This window comes from Pedobacter kyungheensis (genome assembly GCF_000812965.1).
Taxonomy (GTDB): domain Bacteria; phylum Bacteroidota; class Bacteroidia; order Sphingobacteriales; family Sphingobacteriaceae; genus Pedobacter; species Pedobacter kyungheensis.
Genome location: NZ_JSYN01000003.1, coordinates 66488 through 83457 on the forward strand (window position 1 = coordinate 66488; position 16970 = coordinate 83457).

The following is a 16970-nucleotide window of genomic DNA, read 5'->3' on the forward strand; positions in this document are numbered from 1 at the left end:
TTGTGATTGTTGCTTCTATTACGTTGCGGGCAGAGTGGGCTCCGATCTTTTTCAGGATAGACGATAGGATCATTAATCCGTTCATATTTTTTTGAACTGAATGAAACTTTATTACTGATGAGGGATTTTGATAACTCTATTATTATGGCAATTTTTAGTGTAAACTAATATATTATTGCCCTATTTTTAATTAAGCAGCGCATCTACCGATTCTACAATATTACCCAAATCGAAAGGTTTGGCGATAAACTGATCAGCACCTGCAGCATTTGCAATCTGCTCCCCGTCGCGGCTGGCTGAGATGACAATAACCGGTAGTTTATCGTGCTGTGGATGGCTTCTTAAGTACCTGAGTACATCCTGGCCTGAAAGTCTGGGCATCCACAAATCGAGGATAAGCAGATCTGGCTGCACTTTGTCAATAACTTCCTGAACTTTCAGGCTGTCATTCACCGACATCACTTCATGCCCCACCTCTTCCATAATCATTTCCAATACATCAATAATTCCTTCGTCATCATCGCAGATCAGGATTTTTTTCTTATCCATGTTGTTCCTTTCCTGCTTTTGGTAAGGTGAAGCTGAATACTGATCCTTTACCGATTTCGCTTTCTACCCAGAGCGTTCCGTTATGGTTTTTAATAATCTGATCACAGATATAAAGACCTATCCCCATTCCGGGAAACTTCTTCTGAATTTCCACTCCACGGTAAAAACGTTCAAAAACTTTTTTACGGTCTTCCTGGCTCATTCCTAAACCAAAATCTTTTACCGATACCTTTACATACTCGCTTACATTGGCAATATTCACTTCAATTTGCTTTGAATCGGGTGCGTATTTGATGGCGTTTGACAGCAGGTTGGTTACTACCTGCGCAATGTGCGACTCATCGGCAATTACACTAGCTCCGGTTTGGCCTTTAAGCATGATATTATGGGTAGGCACTGTTGCCCGCATACCATCTACTGCTTCTGCAATCATGGCATCAAAATCGAAGCGGGCCACGTGCAATTCCATATTGCCGCTTTGGATACGCGAAACATCAAGCAATTCTCCGATTAAGGCATTTAACCTTTCTACATATACCGAGACTTTTCCAAAGGTCGACAAAAACTTCTGACTGGCGTTTTCAGGCATTGCGCGCTCCAGCAATTGCACATATCCTTTAATGGTGGTTAAAGGGGTACGCAACTCGTGGCTGGCTATCGATAGAAAATCATCTTTTCTGTTTTCTACTTCGCGCCTTTCGGTAATATCTTCTATGGCCAGCAGGATCTGGTCTTTAAACTGTCCTTCAAACTCTACCCTGTATGCATTCAGGAGCATTAGTTTTCTACCAATATGCGGAAAATCATGTTCAACCTCGAAATCTACCACCGGATTATTGGTAGGCAGGATTTTAATGAGCAGATCGCGCAGTTTCGGAATATCCCACTGGTGGTTACCCAAATCATATAGTTGCCGGCCAACGGTTTCTTCCAGACTTACTTTAAAAGTTCTTAAGAAATGGTAGTTTGCACTCAGCACATTAAAATCGGGATCCAGTACCAGCAATCCTTCCCTTACTGTTTCGATGATACTGGAAAGAAAAGCTTCGCTATCTTTCAGGGCCATGGTTCTTTCCCTGATCTTTTTTTCCATCACTGTTTTTTGCTGGCGCAAATCATGTTCAGCATTCTTCCTCCAGGTTACATCGTTCTGAATGCCAATAAAATGAGTAACCTCTCCGGCTTCATTTTTTACAGGGGCCATATAAAGTTCGTTCCAGAAAAGGTCGCCGTTCTTTTTGTAATTTCTGATTTCTACCCGGCATTCTTCGCCTTCGGCAATACAACGGGCTAAAATTTCTCTTTCCTTTTGATTGCGGTCCTGGGCTTGCAGAAACCTGCAGTTATGACCGATAATGTCTTTTCTGGAGTACCCGGTAATATTTTCGAAAGCTTTATTGCAATATATGATAGGATTATCCGGCTGGGTATGATCGGTAATAATTACCCCGGAGTTGGAGGCATCTAATGCCATGGTCATCAGCTGAATATTGGATGCTCCGGCATTTGCTGAAAGGTCAAAATCTCTATTTTTAGCTGTATCCAATTTGATTGTATAATTTGTAAGTGGCTGTTATGTTTAAATGGTGCTTTGAAACACTTAACCCATTTCTGCGGAAATGAATCCTTCATATAACCCCTTCAGGCAGGTTTTGTTTTGCCTTCTTTACAACCAGGGCGCTGCCGGCAGGTAAATCCGGATAGATTTTACAGCTTAAGCCCATTCACTAAATACAGCAAATAGAGATAATTTTATATTTCGTAAACTGATTTTAATGAGGATTTTACTCAGACAGGAAGTATGCGGATTAAAAAATATTATTTTTTTTCAAAACAATCGCCTTGCGGGGCTTGTTACCATCCCACATCTACCTTAAATGATCATAAACTTTGGTTAGTTGAAGATCAAAAGCGGTTGCTGGTTTTGCCGGCAACCGCTTTTTTATGTATGCTGGTTTTATGTTAAACGGCTTCGACTGTCGCCGAAACATTTACAGGTAAAGTAAAGTAGAAGGTAGAGCCTTTCATCGGTTCACTCTCTACCCCGATGCTCCCGCCGTGGCGGTTAATGATTTCTGAGCAGAGGTATAAGCCGACACCAAATCCCCTGAAACCTTTATTGGCCGATTCGGTACGGTAGAAACGCTTAAATACATGCGCCTGGTCTTCCTTTTTAATGCCAACGCCGTAATCGCGAACATGAATAACCACCTGCCCCTGATTTACCGTGATGGCAATTTCAACTTTGGGTGCTTCTGGTGCATACTTAACGGCATTAATAAGCAGATTTGTAATTACCTGACCTATTTTTTCACGGTCACCTTCAACCTTGAGCAGATCTCCTGCGGTAAAGTGAAGCGTATGGCTGGGTGATGTAGATTGTACATCGTTTACAATTTCGCTAACCAGCTTGTGAATATCGAAATGTTCCCGGTTCAGGTGTAACATCCCTTCATCAAGTTTGCTTACATCCAGAAAATCGTCTACCAGCCTGGCCATCTTCGTAACCTGGTAACCTGCCCGCTCAGCTGCATTTGTAATTAGCGGTTGGTTTATGGTTGCAGATTTTTTGGCTATCAATTGTACGTAACCAGAGAGAGCCGTTAAGGGTGTTTTCAATTCGTGGGTTGCTACCGCAACGAAATCGCGCATGCGCCGTTCATTATGGAGCCTCACCCGGTTAATGTTAATTTGTGCCCTTACCTTGCTAAGGAGTTCCTGAGCCGAAAATGGCTTAACCAGGTAATCATCTGCCCCGGCTTCAAGCCCGTCAATCCTGGCTTCTTCGCCCGCCCTTGCCGAGAGAAATATGAGTGGTATCCAGTGTTTTTCCTCCCGTTCCCTTATTTTCTTTAACAAGCCCTTACCATCCAATACCGGCATCATAATATCGCTTAAGATCAGCTCAGGAGTAAAGCCATTAAGCTGTTGCAAGGCGTCGGCACCATTAACCGCAGTGTAAACGGTAAACTCTCCTTCAAGCAGGCGTTTCAGGTAAGCACGCATATCGGCATTGTCATCTACGATGAGTACTTTAGCCCCGGGCTCATTTTCCTGTAGCTGCCCGTCTGGTTCATCTTCATTACTTTGCAGGCTATATGCTTCGCCAAGCAGTCCGGAAGCTTCCTGCAAAAAGGATTCCCTTAAACCACTCATCAGCGCCTGGTAATCTTTCTGGTGTACCTGCGCTTCGGGCAGATGTGCATTACCCAGCGGGATATGGATAATAAAAACTGAGCCTTCGCCAAAGACGCTCTCTACAGCTATATTACCGCCATGCAAACCTACCAGTTCGCTAACCAGCGATAGACCGATACCGCTTCCTTCATGGGTTCGGCCAATAGCGTTTTCGACCCTGTGGAAACGCTCGAACATATGCGGCAGTTCGGATTCGGGTATTCCCACCCCGGTATCTGAAACCTTTAAAACCACATACTGCTCCTCAGGCAATAGTTCAACAGTTATTTTTCCCTTCAGGGTATATTTAAAAGCATTGGAAAGCAGGTTGAGTACAATCTTTTCCCACATCTGGATATCGAGAAAAACTTCGAGCTCAGCCTGAGGGGTTTCTACCACAAGCTCCATCCCTGCTTTTTCGATGATGGAGCGGAAACTACTGGCCAGATCAGCTGTAACTTCAACAATATCAACAGGCTGAAAAGCCGCTTTTACCCTACCCGCTTCTACCCGGCTAAAATCAAGGAGGTTATTTACCAGTTTCAGCAAACGCATCGAATTCCGGTGAGAGGAAAGTACAATTTCACTAATTTCAGGATCAGACATGATGGCCTTATGCTGAAGATCTTCCAGCTGGCCGAGCATCAGTGTAAGCGGAGTGCGGAACTCATGGCTTACATTGCTGAAAAAGGCGGTTTTTGACCGGTCTATCGCCGCGAGGGCTTCGGCACGTTTCTGTTCCTGCTCATAGGCATATACGTTAGAAACAGCACTACTGAAAGTGTTGGCCAGCAGTGAGTAGAACCCGAGGTAATCTTCATCAATTGCCCTTCTGGAACTTACGCCGGCAACGATATAGCCGAATGGTGTTGCTTTTCCTGAAATGAATACCGGCAATATAACTGCCGTATGAGGGGTTTCGGGATAAGGCTGGCAGCTAAAATCGCCAAATCTTGAAGCCAGATCATCCAACACCAGGGCCGACGAGCTTGCTGCTGCAAGCGGCCAGCTTTGATCGCTACCATCCAGTAATATCTCAGGGATGGTTAAAGCTGGGGCAAGCGCTGTACCTGCTGCGCTTACCAAACTGGCAGTTCCACCATCGGCAGCTACGCTGTAGAATAATAAAAAGGGTAAATCGGCTACAAAATCCGGTTGTTTTTCGGCAACCAGGCTGCCAATATCTTCAATGCTTTTGGCTTTGGCCAAAACGGCCGCCATCTCCCGCAGCACCTGGGTCCTGCGCGCATTAAGCATTTTATCTGTAGTTTCTGTAATGGGGTGGAATATACCGCCAACCTCTCCTGATTCATCGCGTATAGGTGCAAATGAAAAGGTCATGAAAGCTTCCTCCAGGTATCCGTAGCGAAACAAAAACATTTGCTGATCGGTAATGTAGGTTCCCTCTCCCTGCTGTCCTCGGGTAAATTTATCGCCTACTACTTCCAGTGCCGACTCCCAGCATACCCGAAAGTTCATCCCCATCGACTGCGGGTGCATTGATCCGCAGATTGGACGATACGCATCATTGTAAATCTGGATCGTTTCCGGTCCCCAGGCAATAAGTATGGGAAAAGTTGAAGAAAGGCACAAACTTACCGATGTTCTTAAACTTTGGGGCCAGGTTTCTACCGGGCCAAGTGGATTATCAGACCAGTCCATCGAACGTATTAACGCCCCCATTTCCCCGCCACCAGATAAGAACTGTTCGCTAGAGATGCTATTATCCATGAATTTTATAATTTATGGCGTTAAAGATAGCATAATTAGCATCAATACAGCTTTAATATCATACAACCATCCATTAGCGCGATCAGGATTCTGTTTCCTGTAAAAATCGATTTGAGCGCTAAGCCAATGGAAATATGAAAACAAGGCACCTCAGTAATTTCTTTTTCTATGAACCTAAAACCATTTGGCTTATTAACTGGTTCTATTGATGTACACGAAATTTTATGAGAAAGAAAGTAATGGTTGTTGAGGATGACCGCGATATCAGGGAAATTATTGGACTGTTGTTGGACCAGGAAGATTATGATGTGAGGCTTTATGCAGATATCAGGAGCTTTAGAAAGGATATGCTTTGGAATGAGCCAAACCTGCTGATAATGGATGTGAGGTTGCCCGATGGAAATGGCCATGACCTGTGCAGGGAGGTGAAAACCGATGAGCGTACCAGCAATATTCCGGTTTTGATGATGTCGGCGCATGCTTCAGCACCGGATGGGTCTAAAAAATTTGTTCCAGACGATTTTATAGCCAAACCTTTTAACATTGATGAATTTGTTTCCAGAGTGAATGCGGTAGCAAACTAAGCAGGAAATTTCAGTGCCGGATAATTTATCTGGCAAGACTAATCTTATTTTTCATCTTGCAAATCGTAAGATTCAACTGCCAGCGCTCAATTATTTTTAAGCCTGAGCATCATGCCTGCAGCATTTTTATTTTCAGGGTATAGCGATACAGCCGTTTGTAAACTTTCCAGGGCTAAGCTGGTGTTGCCTTTCTTTTCATAACATTCTCCCATTAGCTCATAACCATAAGAGCGGTCCTGGGCTTTTGCATCAAGGGCAACGGCCGCTTTAAGTAACGATATTGCATCGTCAAACCGTCCTCTCCGCTGGAGGTATTTTGCAGTACTGATCAGGTCGCCTATTTCAAAGCTAAAATCATAAGATTGCTGTCCGGTGCTTTTCAGGCTGTGGTAGTATTCCATCCCTTTTGAAAAATCGGCAAGTATTTTATCACGGATGCTGAGGTAAAGCGATTTTTTGGGTATGGTGAAGGGCTCATTTTGGAGGATATGGAGTATGGCAGTTTTGAGCGGCCAGACTTTCATTTGCTGGTTATTGGTCATCATCACAATCGAAATGTCATCTTTGGTGTCGTGATAAAATGCTGCTTCGTAATTGCTGTTAGAGCCCTGGTGCTGATGAGAAACCAAAGTATCATCATTAAAACTGGTAGTACCCAGACTGCTTTCTCCGCCGGGGAAATTACGACCAAGTTCCCTTAATGCACTCGCGGGGATTACTTTTCCTGCATCCAGGGCAATCATCCATTTGTATAAATCCCTCGCGGGCAGGCGTACCCATCCCTTTGTTTGCTGGGCGTAAGGAACGGTTTTTCCGTCCTCGTCAAATGCGCGGGCCATGCCTTTACCATCTACAGGGTAATCTACCCGGGCATACTTCATCCCTGCAGCAGGAAAGATATGGGTTTGCAAAAATGTGCTGTAATTCATACCACTAACCATCTCAATAATGCTGCGCTGAAGCGATACATTGATGTGGTTGTAGATATATACGGTTCCGGGTGCAGCTGCAAGCGTTTTGAGGTTTTTCAGGCTCGCTAAAATCAGGCTGTCATTGCCGTCAAGCTCCGGGCCCAGAATGGGTATTGCGCTGGTATAATTGATCAGGTGCCGTATTTTAACTGATTTCGCCCAAAGCGGAAAGGAAGGAAAATATTTGATCAGTTCATCATCCAGCGATAGCTTGCCATGCTCGCTAAGCCACATAATCGCAGCTCCGTTAAATTCCTTACTAATGGATCCAATATCAAACAGCATTTCTTTGCTCAACGGTAGCTTTTGTTCAGCATCTGCCAGGCCAAATGACTGTTCATAGATGATCTTGTTCCCTTTTGCAACCAGGATGTTCCCGTTAAATATACCCCGCTGGTGCGCAACCTTCATCAACGAATCAAGCTGATGTTGCTGTTTATTTTGAGCGAATAAGCTCAAAGGGAAAAAGATAAATATCAGTAAGGCCGGGCGCATTTTCATAGGTGCTTTTTTTATTAGACACCTAACTGTTTAATTAGTTGCAAGGTGGCAGATAATTTTTATCCTTGTTTTAATAGATTCTGTTTCCAGTCTTGTTAAGGCCTTATCTCCTGCCCTGCTTTTTGATTTAGTGATACAAGGTTTTGTATAACATCATATTAAAATTACAACTCATCAACAAGCACTGGCTTTTTTTTGCCAAATGGCAAAAGGGCTAAATTTTCCTTTAAGTATATTGCGGACATGGAAGCACTATTTAACTTTATTTTAAAGTTCGGCAATCTCAACCGGCAACAGATGGATTTTATTGCCAGCAAAGCTAAAACCCTTACGCTGCATAAAGAGGCATACTTTTCGGAAGCCGGCAAAATTGCCAGGCAAGTTGGCTTTATTACCGAAGGCATTCTGAGGGTTTGTTATTACAACAATAAAGGCGAAGAAATTACGAAATATTTTATAGACGAAAATAATCTCGTTGTTGATCTGGAAAGTTTTGACAATGAAATTTGCTCAAGTGCCTATGTGCAGGCAGTTACCGACTGTAAGATGATCGTCTTTTCGCGAAAAGACTGGCTGGAACTGCTGCAAACCATTGTTGGCTGGGATGCCATTGTGCATAAAATTATTTCCAGGGCTTTGATGCAAAAGGTAGAAAGACGAAGCCCACTGGTATCTGAAGATGCAACAACGCGCTACCTTAAATTTATGGAAATTTATCCTTCAGCGGTTAACCGTATCCCACTTGCCTATATTGCGTCCTACCTGGGCGTTACGCAGTCTTCACTGAGCAGGATCAGAAAAAATATCCGCTAAAATCATTATTTGCCAAATGGCAAATGATAGTGGTTTAAAAACATGCAGTTTTACACCATTAATTTAAAACATTTAAAATATGAAAACCGCATTAATTACAGGGGCGAACAGAAGTATTGGCTTCGAGCTTGCCAAACAACTTGCCGGGCAGGGCATATTTGTTTATTTAGGTGCCCGCAGTTTGGCTAAAGGAAACGCTGCTGTACAGGAGTTAAATGAAACCGGGCTTAAAAACCTTAAAGCTATTGAAATAGATGTAACAGATCCCGATTCGATTTTCTCTGCAAGCAAAACTATCGAAACTGAGCAAGGAAAACTGGATATTTTGATCAACAACGCCGGTATTTTAGGCAAAAGTCCGCAAGGTGCCGCAGCAACAGCAGTTGAAGAGATCAGGAACGTTTTTGACACGAATTTCTTTGGTGTAATCGGGGTTACGCAGGCTTTTCTCGAACTGTTAAAGAAATCGGATAGTCCGCGAATCAGCAATATCACTTCCGGTCTTGGTTCACTCACACTGCACAGCGATCCTGAATGGAAGTATTACCAGGTAAAAACAGCTGCTTATGGCCCTTCAAAATCAGCTCTCAATGCTTATACTATTGTCCTCGCACACGAACTGGCAAACCACAATTTCAAAGTGAATGCAATTGACCCTGGTTACACGGCCACAGATTTTAATAACTACAGCGGGCCAGGAACGGTAGAAGATGCCGCCAGCTTTATACTTAAACATACCTTAACCGATAATAACGGACCTAATGGTAAATTTTTCAGCAACGATATTGAGGATAGTACAGGAATAAGCCCCTGGTAATCGCCCCATTTTTTCGGGTACATTTGTGCACTGGAGCACCCTAAAATCTTAATTCCTGTAAAAATTTGGATGCCGGCCTGCTTAAAACAGGTTTGGCATCTGCTAACTAAATGGTATAAATTAACTAAGGGCAGATGGATGTAACCAAAGTTTTGCTCAGTTAAACGACCTGCGGAATTGCAGTGGTGATACCTTGGTTTTATCTTTAAAAAGTTTACTGAACGACTGCGAATGCTCAAAGCCAAGCTCATAGGCAATTTCGCTGACCGAAAGCCCGGTAGTAGATAATCTTTCTTTAGCCCTTTCAATCAGCTTATCGTGAATATGCTGCTGGGTAGTTTGCCCGGTGAGCGATTTTAAGAGGCTGCGCATGTAAGGCGCTGACATTCCGAGTTTTTCAGATAAATACTGCACGCCGGGCAAACCATTACTGCCCATGCTGTCATTTTGGAAATAGTGTTCAAGCAGCTCATCCAGCTTTTGCAGGAACTGGTGACTTGCCTTACCGCGGGTGATAAACTGCCGCTGGTAGAAACGCTGAGAATAGTTAAGCAGCGTTTCCAGCTGCGAGAGCATGATATCCTGGCTAAATTTGTCGATTCCAGACTGATATTCCTGCCGGATATTATCGACAATTTGCTGGATCTTTGCCTCCTCATCAAGGGAAAGGAATAGTGCCTCATCAGCCGCATAATCGAAAAACTCGTATTTTCTGATCGAAGTTGCCAGGTTGCTGTTCCATAGAAAGTCCGGATGAACCATCAGCATCCATCCGGTTGGGTTCTTGCCAGCTGCTTCGCGGATTACGCTCAACACCTGATGTGGAGCCATGGCAAACATAATGCCCTCGTCAAAGTCATAGTCTTTCTGGCCATATCGGTAGTTATGTTCCATATCCCTTTTAACCGATATCACGTAGAAATCGAATATCAGATCCTCCCTTCCAACCTTAATATTTGGAGCCATGTCGCTAAAGTCGACTACGCTGATTAAAGGGTGTTTCGGTGCGGGCAGTCCTCTTAAGGCATGGAACTGGGAGATGGTTTTGAGTATAATGGGCTGGCGATCTGACATTTTACAGCGTATAGATTCGTTGGGTTAAAGATAGGAATTATCGGTCTTTTGGGAAATAAACATCTCCATGAAGATCTTCGAGCAGGCTTGGATGCCTTGGGTTCCAGTCCAACATAGCCCTGGTTTGCTGGCTTGAGGTCTGGTTATCGAGTTGTGCAAAATGTGAGAACCAGCTAAAATGTTCAGTTGCCTGCTCTGCAGAAAGTGAAATTAGCGGAACAGTTAACCGTGCTGCAATTACTTCTGCAATAGAGCTAAAAGGAATGCCCTGCTCGGCCACCGCGTGGTATCTGGTACCACTCTGAAAAGGTTTTTCCAGGGCTTTGAGGTAAAGTTCTGCTGCATCAAGCCGGTGTACTGCCGGCCAATGGTTCTGCCCACCCGCAATCATTGCTGAAGTTTGTCTTTCCCTCGCAATATTAATTAACATGGGTACAAAACCGATCCTGTCGCCTTCTCCGTGTACTGAAGGAGATAACCGGATTACGGCAACTTTTATTCCTTTGCTTACGAGTGCATCGGCTGCGTTTTCTGTTGCTATTCTTGGATGAGGGTGCTGTGCATGGCGGTCGTTTTCGGTGGTAATTCCCTCAGCTGCGAAAAGCGCGGTGCCGGAGGTAATCAGAAATGGTTTTTCTGTTCCGATAAGCGCATCGCCAATGGCGGCAATTACCTTTGCGTCGAGTTTGCACATCTCCTCAAAACGTGAGAAATCGTGTATAAAACCCAGGTGGATAACTGCATCTGCGTTTGCAGCGGCCAATTTGAGGCTTTCGGGGTCGCTAAGGTCTCCGTGGTGAACCTGAGCACCGGTTTCGATTAGCTTTTCTGCTGATTTTTCAGAGCGGGCTAAACCTATAACCTGGTGACCTGCATTGATGAGTTGTTGTGTTACTGCTGTTCCTATGAAACCTGTGGCTCCTGTTACGAATACTTTCATTATTGTTATTTTTTGCTTATCCAAAGTTCGGTGCCAGGCCTACAGATTTTGTATCCAAAAGTGGATATGTTGTAGCCAAAAAAGAAAGCTATAACAAAAAAAGCAGTTAGGATTTCTAACTGCTTTCAAAAAAGAACATATCAAATACGCTAGTCTAAATGCTGTACGGCAGTAATTGTGCCCCCTTCAACCTTTAAACCTTGTTTCGCAGTAGCACTGGCTGCATCAACTTTATAGATATAGCCAATTCCACTGGTTAAGTTTACGCCATAATAAGCGGTTTTACCGTCTTTTGGCGTGTAATTATTGGTCGTAATGCTTTTAACATCAGCCGGCAGGCCTGTTACCTTCTTTATTGTTTTATCTACAACATTTACAATTGCCAGTTCGATACCGGCAGTATAAGCACCTTTAGCAGCAATCGGCTGTACCTGGGCTACAAAGTTATTGGCACCTAAGTAAATCCAGTTGGTGATATAATATCCTGGCAATGCCGTTTCAAAATTAAAGAAATAAGTAAGATCGAATTCAGTTGCGCCTGATTTAATTCTTGTAATTGCCGATGGCTTTGTCGATGTAAATTTTGTTTCGTCTCTTGCTACAGATGATGAGAAGGCATAAGTATCGCCGTTTTCAACAACACCTAAACCATTGGTAAAGTAACGGCCTATAAAACTTGTTCTGTTATCTTTGATGGTTTTTTCTAACTGCATGCCCGGATATGAGTAAACTGCAATCCATGCTTCGTCAGGATAACTGGTTGCAAAGCTCGAATTTTTAATACTGAAAAATGGCGCATATACCTTAGTACCTACCTGTTGTAACCAGCTAAAGTGCGCAATCTCTCCATTGTTTCCGGGAGCCAACGCATCCAATGTACCTGTACCGCTAATTAACAAACTATTGGTGTTTACCTGGTACCAGGTGGCAACGGTAGATCCTGTTGCATTGATGGTTCTGGGAAGTTTGGTTAACAAAATATCGTTATTAACCGGCGCAAATGCCTGAACGGTTTCGGTTTGGAAGTTTGACAGTTTAGTTAGCTTACCCCCCTGAATACTGTAGGTAGTAACCGCACCCGGGTTACCCTGGCCATACAGCATACTAAAGAATTTGTTATTGTGCGTAACATAATACCGGTAGGTTCCATCCTGTTCTACACCATTACCTGCGGTTGAGATTGTTCCAGTCTCTAAGTTACTTGCTGTTAACAAATAATCTGCCACCGCGGTTGAAGCTACAGGCGTAACGGTTAAAATATAATTACCCGGGTTTTCTGCTACCGGATCATCGCTTTTTTTAGCGCAGGAAACAATTGTTGTTGCTAATGCCAATGCAGCAATAGCTTTTGTAAAATGTACTTTCATGTTAATTACGGTTTTTATTAAAGAAATATCTGATGTTTAAGTAGAATGCTCTGCTGGGTTTTTGTAGGCTAAAATTGTCGTAAAGGAAGGCATCGGTAATGTTTTTGGCTTCCAAACCAATGTTGTAGCGGCCATTGGCCATGCTGTAAACGGCATTTACATCGTGTGCCCATTGTTGTGGGATGTTATACTTTTGCTGCCCTAAACTTGGCCAATACAGGTAGAATTCGTGTACATAGAGTAGATTGTAGCCAATATTTAAGCTATTGCCTTTTTTACCCAGGTCTTTTAATGTTACCGATACATCGGCATTACCAAAAAGGTATGGGATGTTTGGCATCTGATCGAGATAAAGCGGACTCACTCCGGTATAACCGGCTTCTACCTTTTGCATGTTCTGCAAATACTGGTATGTTGTAGTGATACCAGCGTTAAGCCAGTTTTTATAAGAGTACCTTATTTCGGCATCCCCGCCATAGGTACGTACACCATCCCTGTTATCGGGTACATATTTACTTTGGTTACTGTTTAAGCGGGTGTAAATAAAATCGTTTGCGTAACGGTAAATTCCATTTGCGTTAATGCCGAAACGGTGGATTTTATTGATGGCAAAATCATAGCTAAAACCTAAGTTAAAGTTGTCGCTTTGCTCCGGTTTAAGGTTTGGATTACCTTCCTGATTAACCAGATCGCCAAAAATATCGTTTGCTTCAGGCATTCTGTTTGCCAGTTCGTATGATGCCTTAACCTGGAAATTTCTGTTAAAGAAATAAGTTAAAGCCGTTCCATAGCCAATTTTCTCGATGGGTGGCTGGTTAATGCCGGTGTTGGTGGTTACGATGTTCTGGTAAATATATTTTCCGAATGCCGTGGCACTGAATTTATCCCTGATGGCGTAACTATAGCCTAAACCAAGAATGTTTTTATTGGTCCGCTTAGGAGCTTCGTCGGCAGTATTCAATGGCCTCAACTCATCATAGCCTTTTCTGTTGAAAAGGTTTAACACATTACTTAAGGCCAGGCTATGGCGTTCAGAGATGGCATAATTTGCTGTGGCCGTTACCAAACCATTATTATTCTGGTAGTTGTACAATGATCTCGAACTCTCTCCGTTTGTGCCGATGGGTTTAAAATTTCCGTACCAATCGAAGCGGCCATTCAGGGTATCAATCCTTTTCTCGCGGCCAAGGTTGTAATTGGCGTTTAAGGTAAGGTCAAGACCTTTAATAAGATTCGCTTTACGGTATTTCAAACTTGGCATAATGATGTTTCCCCTGGTATGAAAACCACCATAAACGGCCACCATCCTTGCTGCTGTTTGTATTTCCTTATAATTCTGGCCTAGGGTAACACCTAATAAAAGTTTGTCGGCGTGTGATTTATTCACTACGCCAACATTCGCAATAAGGGTTTCGTTGTGGTAGGTATCGTGGAAACGGTTTACCATTGCATCTACTGCATAGGCGCCTGTATTGATGTCTGCAGCATCGACCTTAACCTTGTAGTTGTTATCTGAATAATTCTGAAAAGCATTTAGCTGTATGGTAAACCCACTTTTGGTTGTTGTACCAAGATTCAAAACGGTTCTGTGGGTATTAAATGAACCAAAAGCATATGAAGCATCCAGGTAGCTTCCGGCACGTTCTGCAGTAACAATGTTGATCGCACCGCCTAAAGCATCAGATCCAAGCCACATGGGTACTACTCCTTTGTAAACTTCAATTCTATCGGCAAGGTTTACAGGGATGTTATTGATCTGAAAAGAAGATCCAAAATTATCCATCGGTATCCCATCAATAAAATACCTTATCCGGTTACCCGAGAAACCATTTAGCGACAGGTTGAAATTAGACCCTACACCTCCCGATTCGCGAACCCTTACGCCCGAAACACGGTCTAAAGCGCTTGCAATATCGAGCGTACTGTTGTACAGTTTTTTAGCATCAATAGCGGTTACGTTAAACGCCTGCCTGTTGGTTTCTTCAGCCTTGGTTCTGCCGTAAACCTGTACAGTTTCCATTTGCTGTGCATCGGTAAGGATCTTAGCATCAAGGGTACTTTGTGCTCCGTTTTGGACCGATATGGTTTTCTCCAATGTTTTCAAGCCAATACCACTGAAAAGGATGGTATGTTTTCCTACAGGAACCTTTCCGATGATATAGTTCCCGTTATTTTCGGAAAGGGTAAAAAGCTTGCTGTTTTTAATCTTAACTGCGATTCCGGGCAAGGGTTTGCCAGCTTCATCGACGATGGTTCCACCCAGGGAACCCGTTTGGGCATAAGCCGTTGAGCAAAGAATAATAAATATTCCGATCAACAAATTTTTCTTAATTTGCATTACTTTTAATTGACGTTAGAAGTTTGTTTGCGCTAAAGCAAATGATTAGCCGGATGGTGGCAGCCATCCGGTTTTTTATTGGTATTGCTACCTCAAATCAGCTTTGCGCTTATTTATTTCTGGTACTTAAAATGCGGTTGTTTATTTTTTCATATTCCAGTTGGTCTTTTATTTTGAGGTTAAGCTTTTATTGTTTTTAATTTTTCGTGTTGCTTCATTTTAACCAGTACAACTATTGCCAGCACACCTAAAATCAGGAACAGCAAATCAATAAACAGAATTTCAAATTTGCCCTGGTTAAAGGTATTCCAGAACCAATTATTGCGCTTTAGTCCATCGGCTAATGGCAATATGATGCAGGATAGCGCAGACAGGATGAGCGTTTGTTGGTTGGTTATCTTTAAATCTTTCCTGATGATAAAATAAACCGCAAGTATTAACCAGCTGTAAAAATACAGGTGAAAAATATCGCTCTGGCCGGGTTTTTCCATGAAAAGCAACCCTGTCATGGTGAAAGCGGTAACCGGTAACATACTCAGGCATGAAGCCATGAAAATATTGGCAGTCCAGAAATTAAAAACCCGCTTCTTTTTGGGAATGTTATTTTTATCTCTGGCTACCAGCCATATTAAAATACCTGATATGATTACCAGACAGCCCATAATACCCAATACAAAAAATATTACGCGAAGTGGTTTCCCGCCAAAATCACCAAAGTGAAGGTGGTAAATCATGCTCCTCACCTTATCTACGTAGGTAGAACTTTTAACCGGTGAAATTTCTTTTAATACCTTTTGGTCGTTTACCCGATACAGGATTTTCCCTGTACCGGAGAAACGCTCTTGCGCATGGGGTTTGGCCGTGAGGATGACATGCATGTTCGAATCGCCATAGTTTTTGATCTGTAATGAAGCAATCCTGCTATGTGGCCATTTTTTTTCTGCCCGGGCAACAAAATCATTAACGCTGAATTTAGTTTGCAGCGGCTTATAGCTGTAAACAAATTTGGTGGTATCGCTATACTCCAGATCCTGGTATATTGCGGCACTGTTTCCTTTATATAAATATTTGGTATAAGGGCCTATTAAAAATATGTTTGCAATTAATACCACTCCGGTTACTGCAAATACAAGCTGAAAAGGAAAGCCTATCACCCCGATTGCCGTGTGTAAATCTGTCCACAAGGTTTTCCATTTAGACCATGGCCTGAAAGTAAAGAAGTTTGAAAACACCTTATCCCAATGCAACATTAAACCCGTTATGAGCGCAAACAGGAAAAGAAATGAGACCACACCAGCCAACAGGTAACCAAAAGGCGCGCCAAGGTGGATTGGCACAACATTTAACTGTGCCAGAAAATGTAAACGGTAGAGAAATTCTCCCATATCGTACGCATCGGCATAATTACCTGATTTTTGTTGGGCAAAATCATAATTAAAATACATAGAATCCTCATCGCCTCCTCTTCCGCGTCCGCCACGTTTTTTTGGAGCAGCCGCAGGCCTGGCTTTGGGCTTCTTTTTTAAGGTTGTATCATTTGAGGCGCTCATGCTAACGTAAGCGCCCATATCGTGTCTCTGCAGGAAAAAATCGAAATCGCGGCCCAGCAGCTTATTTTTTTGAGCGAGTGAATCGATAATATGGTCGAAATCTCTGGTTACCGTTTTCCGGCCCTGGGTGTAAGATGTATTTTTTTGCCAGGCACTGATCTCTTCCTTAAAGAAAGAAAATGAGCCGGCAAAGAAAATGACGTAAAGCACTGCACAAATGATTATGCCGCTAATGGTATGCGTATGGAAATATATATTGTATTTTCTGTTATCCATTTTATACGATTAAATAGGCACCTGAAAAAATGAGCGTTAATGCCAGGTAAATACCGGCCACTTTCCACACCTGTTTTCCTAAAAAAGCAACGAGCAATAAAGTTGCCCATAATATATAACCGGTAATGAAAGAAGTAGCTACCACATTTTCTTTCGGAAAAGCTTTGCATAGCAATAAATGGAAGGTAAACATAACCAGGTAGCCACCAATGGTTCCGGTGAGGATTTTTGCGAGCCTAAGCCATGGAGATTTGGTGAGGTGTTTCTTGTTTGCAGGCATAA

13 protein-coding genes are annotated in these 16970 nt (G+C 43.0%); 3 read left to right on the forward strand and 10 right to left on the reverse strand.

The genetic code is table 11. The features are described 5' to 3' along the window. Positions 1-186: 186 nt before the first annotated feature. The 3 genes from OC25_RS03490 to OC25_RS03500 form a co-directional block, all read right to left on the reverse strand. Positions 187-549: a response regulator gene (locus OC25_RS03490; RefSeq protein WP_039471824.1), complete on the reverse strand. Its 363-nt coding sequence runs from the start codon at positions 547-549 to the stop codon at positions 187-189. Continuing rightward, the gene (locus tag OC25_RS03495; protein ID WP_245221882.1) at positions 542-2095 is read right to left on the reverse strand and encodes a sensor histidine kinase; all 1554 of its coding nucleotides are present in this window, start codon (positions 2093-2095) and stop codon (positions 542-544) included. The genes OC25_RS03490 and OC25_RS03495 overlap by 8 nt, the downstream gene beginning before the upstream one ends. A gap of 416 nt (positions 2096-2511) precedes the next feature. Then, the gene (locus tag OC25_RS03500; RefSeq protein WP_052265931.1) at positions 2512-5457 is read right to left on the reverse strand and encodes a sensor histidine kinase; all 2946 of its coding nucleotides are present in this window, start codon (positions 5455-5457) and stop codon (positions 2512-2514) included. A gap of 224 nt (positions 5458-5681) precedes the next feature. Between OC25_RS03500 and OC25_RS03505 the strand changes: the two genes are divergently transcribed. Further along, a complete protein-coding gene (locus OC25_RS03505; protein WP_039471826.1) occupies positions 5682-6041 on the forward strand; it encodes a response regulator transcription factor in 360 nt (119 codons plus the stop codon). A gap of 86 nt (positions 6042-6127) precedes the next feature. On the opposite strand, the gene OC25_RS03510 is transcribed toward OC25_RS03505, so the two are convergent. After that, on the reverse strand, positions 6128-7513 hold the full coding sequence (locus OC25_RS03510) for a serine hydrolase domain-containing protein (protein WP_039471828.1): 1386 nt from the start codon (positions 7511-7513) through the stop codon (positions 6128-6130). A gap of 243 nt (positions 7514-7756) precedes the next feature. Between OC25_RS03510 and OC25_RS03515 the strand changes: the two genes are divergently transcribed. Both OC25_RS03515 and OC25_RS03520 read left to right on the forward strand, forming a co-directional pair. Beyond that, entirely contained in the window at positions 7757-8326 is a 570-nt protein-coding gene (locus OC25_RS03515) for a Crp/Fnr family transcriptional regulator (protein ID WP_039471830.1), read from the forward strand. A gap of 79 nt (positions 8327-8405) precedes the next feature. Then, positions 8406-9143 carry an SDR family oxidoreductase gene (locus tag OC25_RS03520; protein WP_039471832.1) on the forward strand — a complete coding sequence of 246 codons (738 nt, stop codon included), beginning with the start codon at positions 8406-8408 and terminating at the stop codon, positions 9141-9143. 156 nt (positions 9144-9299) lie between these two features. Here the strand turns inward: OC25_RS03520 and OC25_RS03525 are convergent, their stop codons facing one another. The 6 genes from OC25_RS03525 to OC25_RS03550 all read right to left on the reverse strand — a co-directional run bounded on the left by OC25_RS03525 (position 9300) and on the right by OC25_RS03550 (position 16968). Then, entirely contained in the window at positions 9300-10217 is a 918-nt protein-coding gene (locus tag OC25_RS03525) for a helix-turn-helix domain-containing protein (RefSeq protein WP_039471834.1), read from the reverse strand. Between the two features lie 37 nt (positions 10218-10254). Continuing rightward, positions 10255-11157, reverse strand: a complete 903-nt coding sequence (locus OC25_RS03530; protein WP_039471836.1) for an SDR family oxidoreductase — start codon at positions 11155-11157, stop codon at positions 10255-10257. A 149-nt stretch (positions 11158-11306) separates the two neighbouring features. After that, entirely contained in the window at positions 11307-12524 is a 1218-nt protein-coding gene (locus tag OC25_RS03535) for a DUF4374 domain-containing protein (protein ID WP_039471838.1), read from the reverse strand. 1 nt (position 12525) lies between these two features. Next, positions 12526-14862: a TonB-dependent receptor gene (locus OC25_RS03540; RefSeq protein WP_039471840.1), complete on the reverse strand. Its 2337-nt coding sequence runs from the start codon at positions 14860-14862 to the stop codon at positions 12526-12528. 179 nt (positions 14863-15041) lie between these two features. Further along, positions 15042-16688: a PepSY-associated TM helix domain-containing protein gene (locus tag OC25_RS03545; protein ID WP_039471842.1), complete on the reverse strand. Its 1647-nt coding sequence runs from the start codon at positions 16686-16688 to the stop codon at positions 15042-15044. 1 nt (position 16689) lies between these two features. Next, positions 16690-16968 carry a hypothetical protein gene (locus OC25_RS03550; protein WP_039471844.1) on the reverse strand — a complete coding sequence of 93 codons (279 nt, stop codon included), beginning with the start codon at positions 16966-16968 and terminating at the stop codon, positions 16690-16692. Positions 16969-16970: the final 2 nt, after the last annotated feature.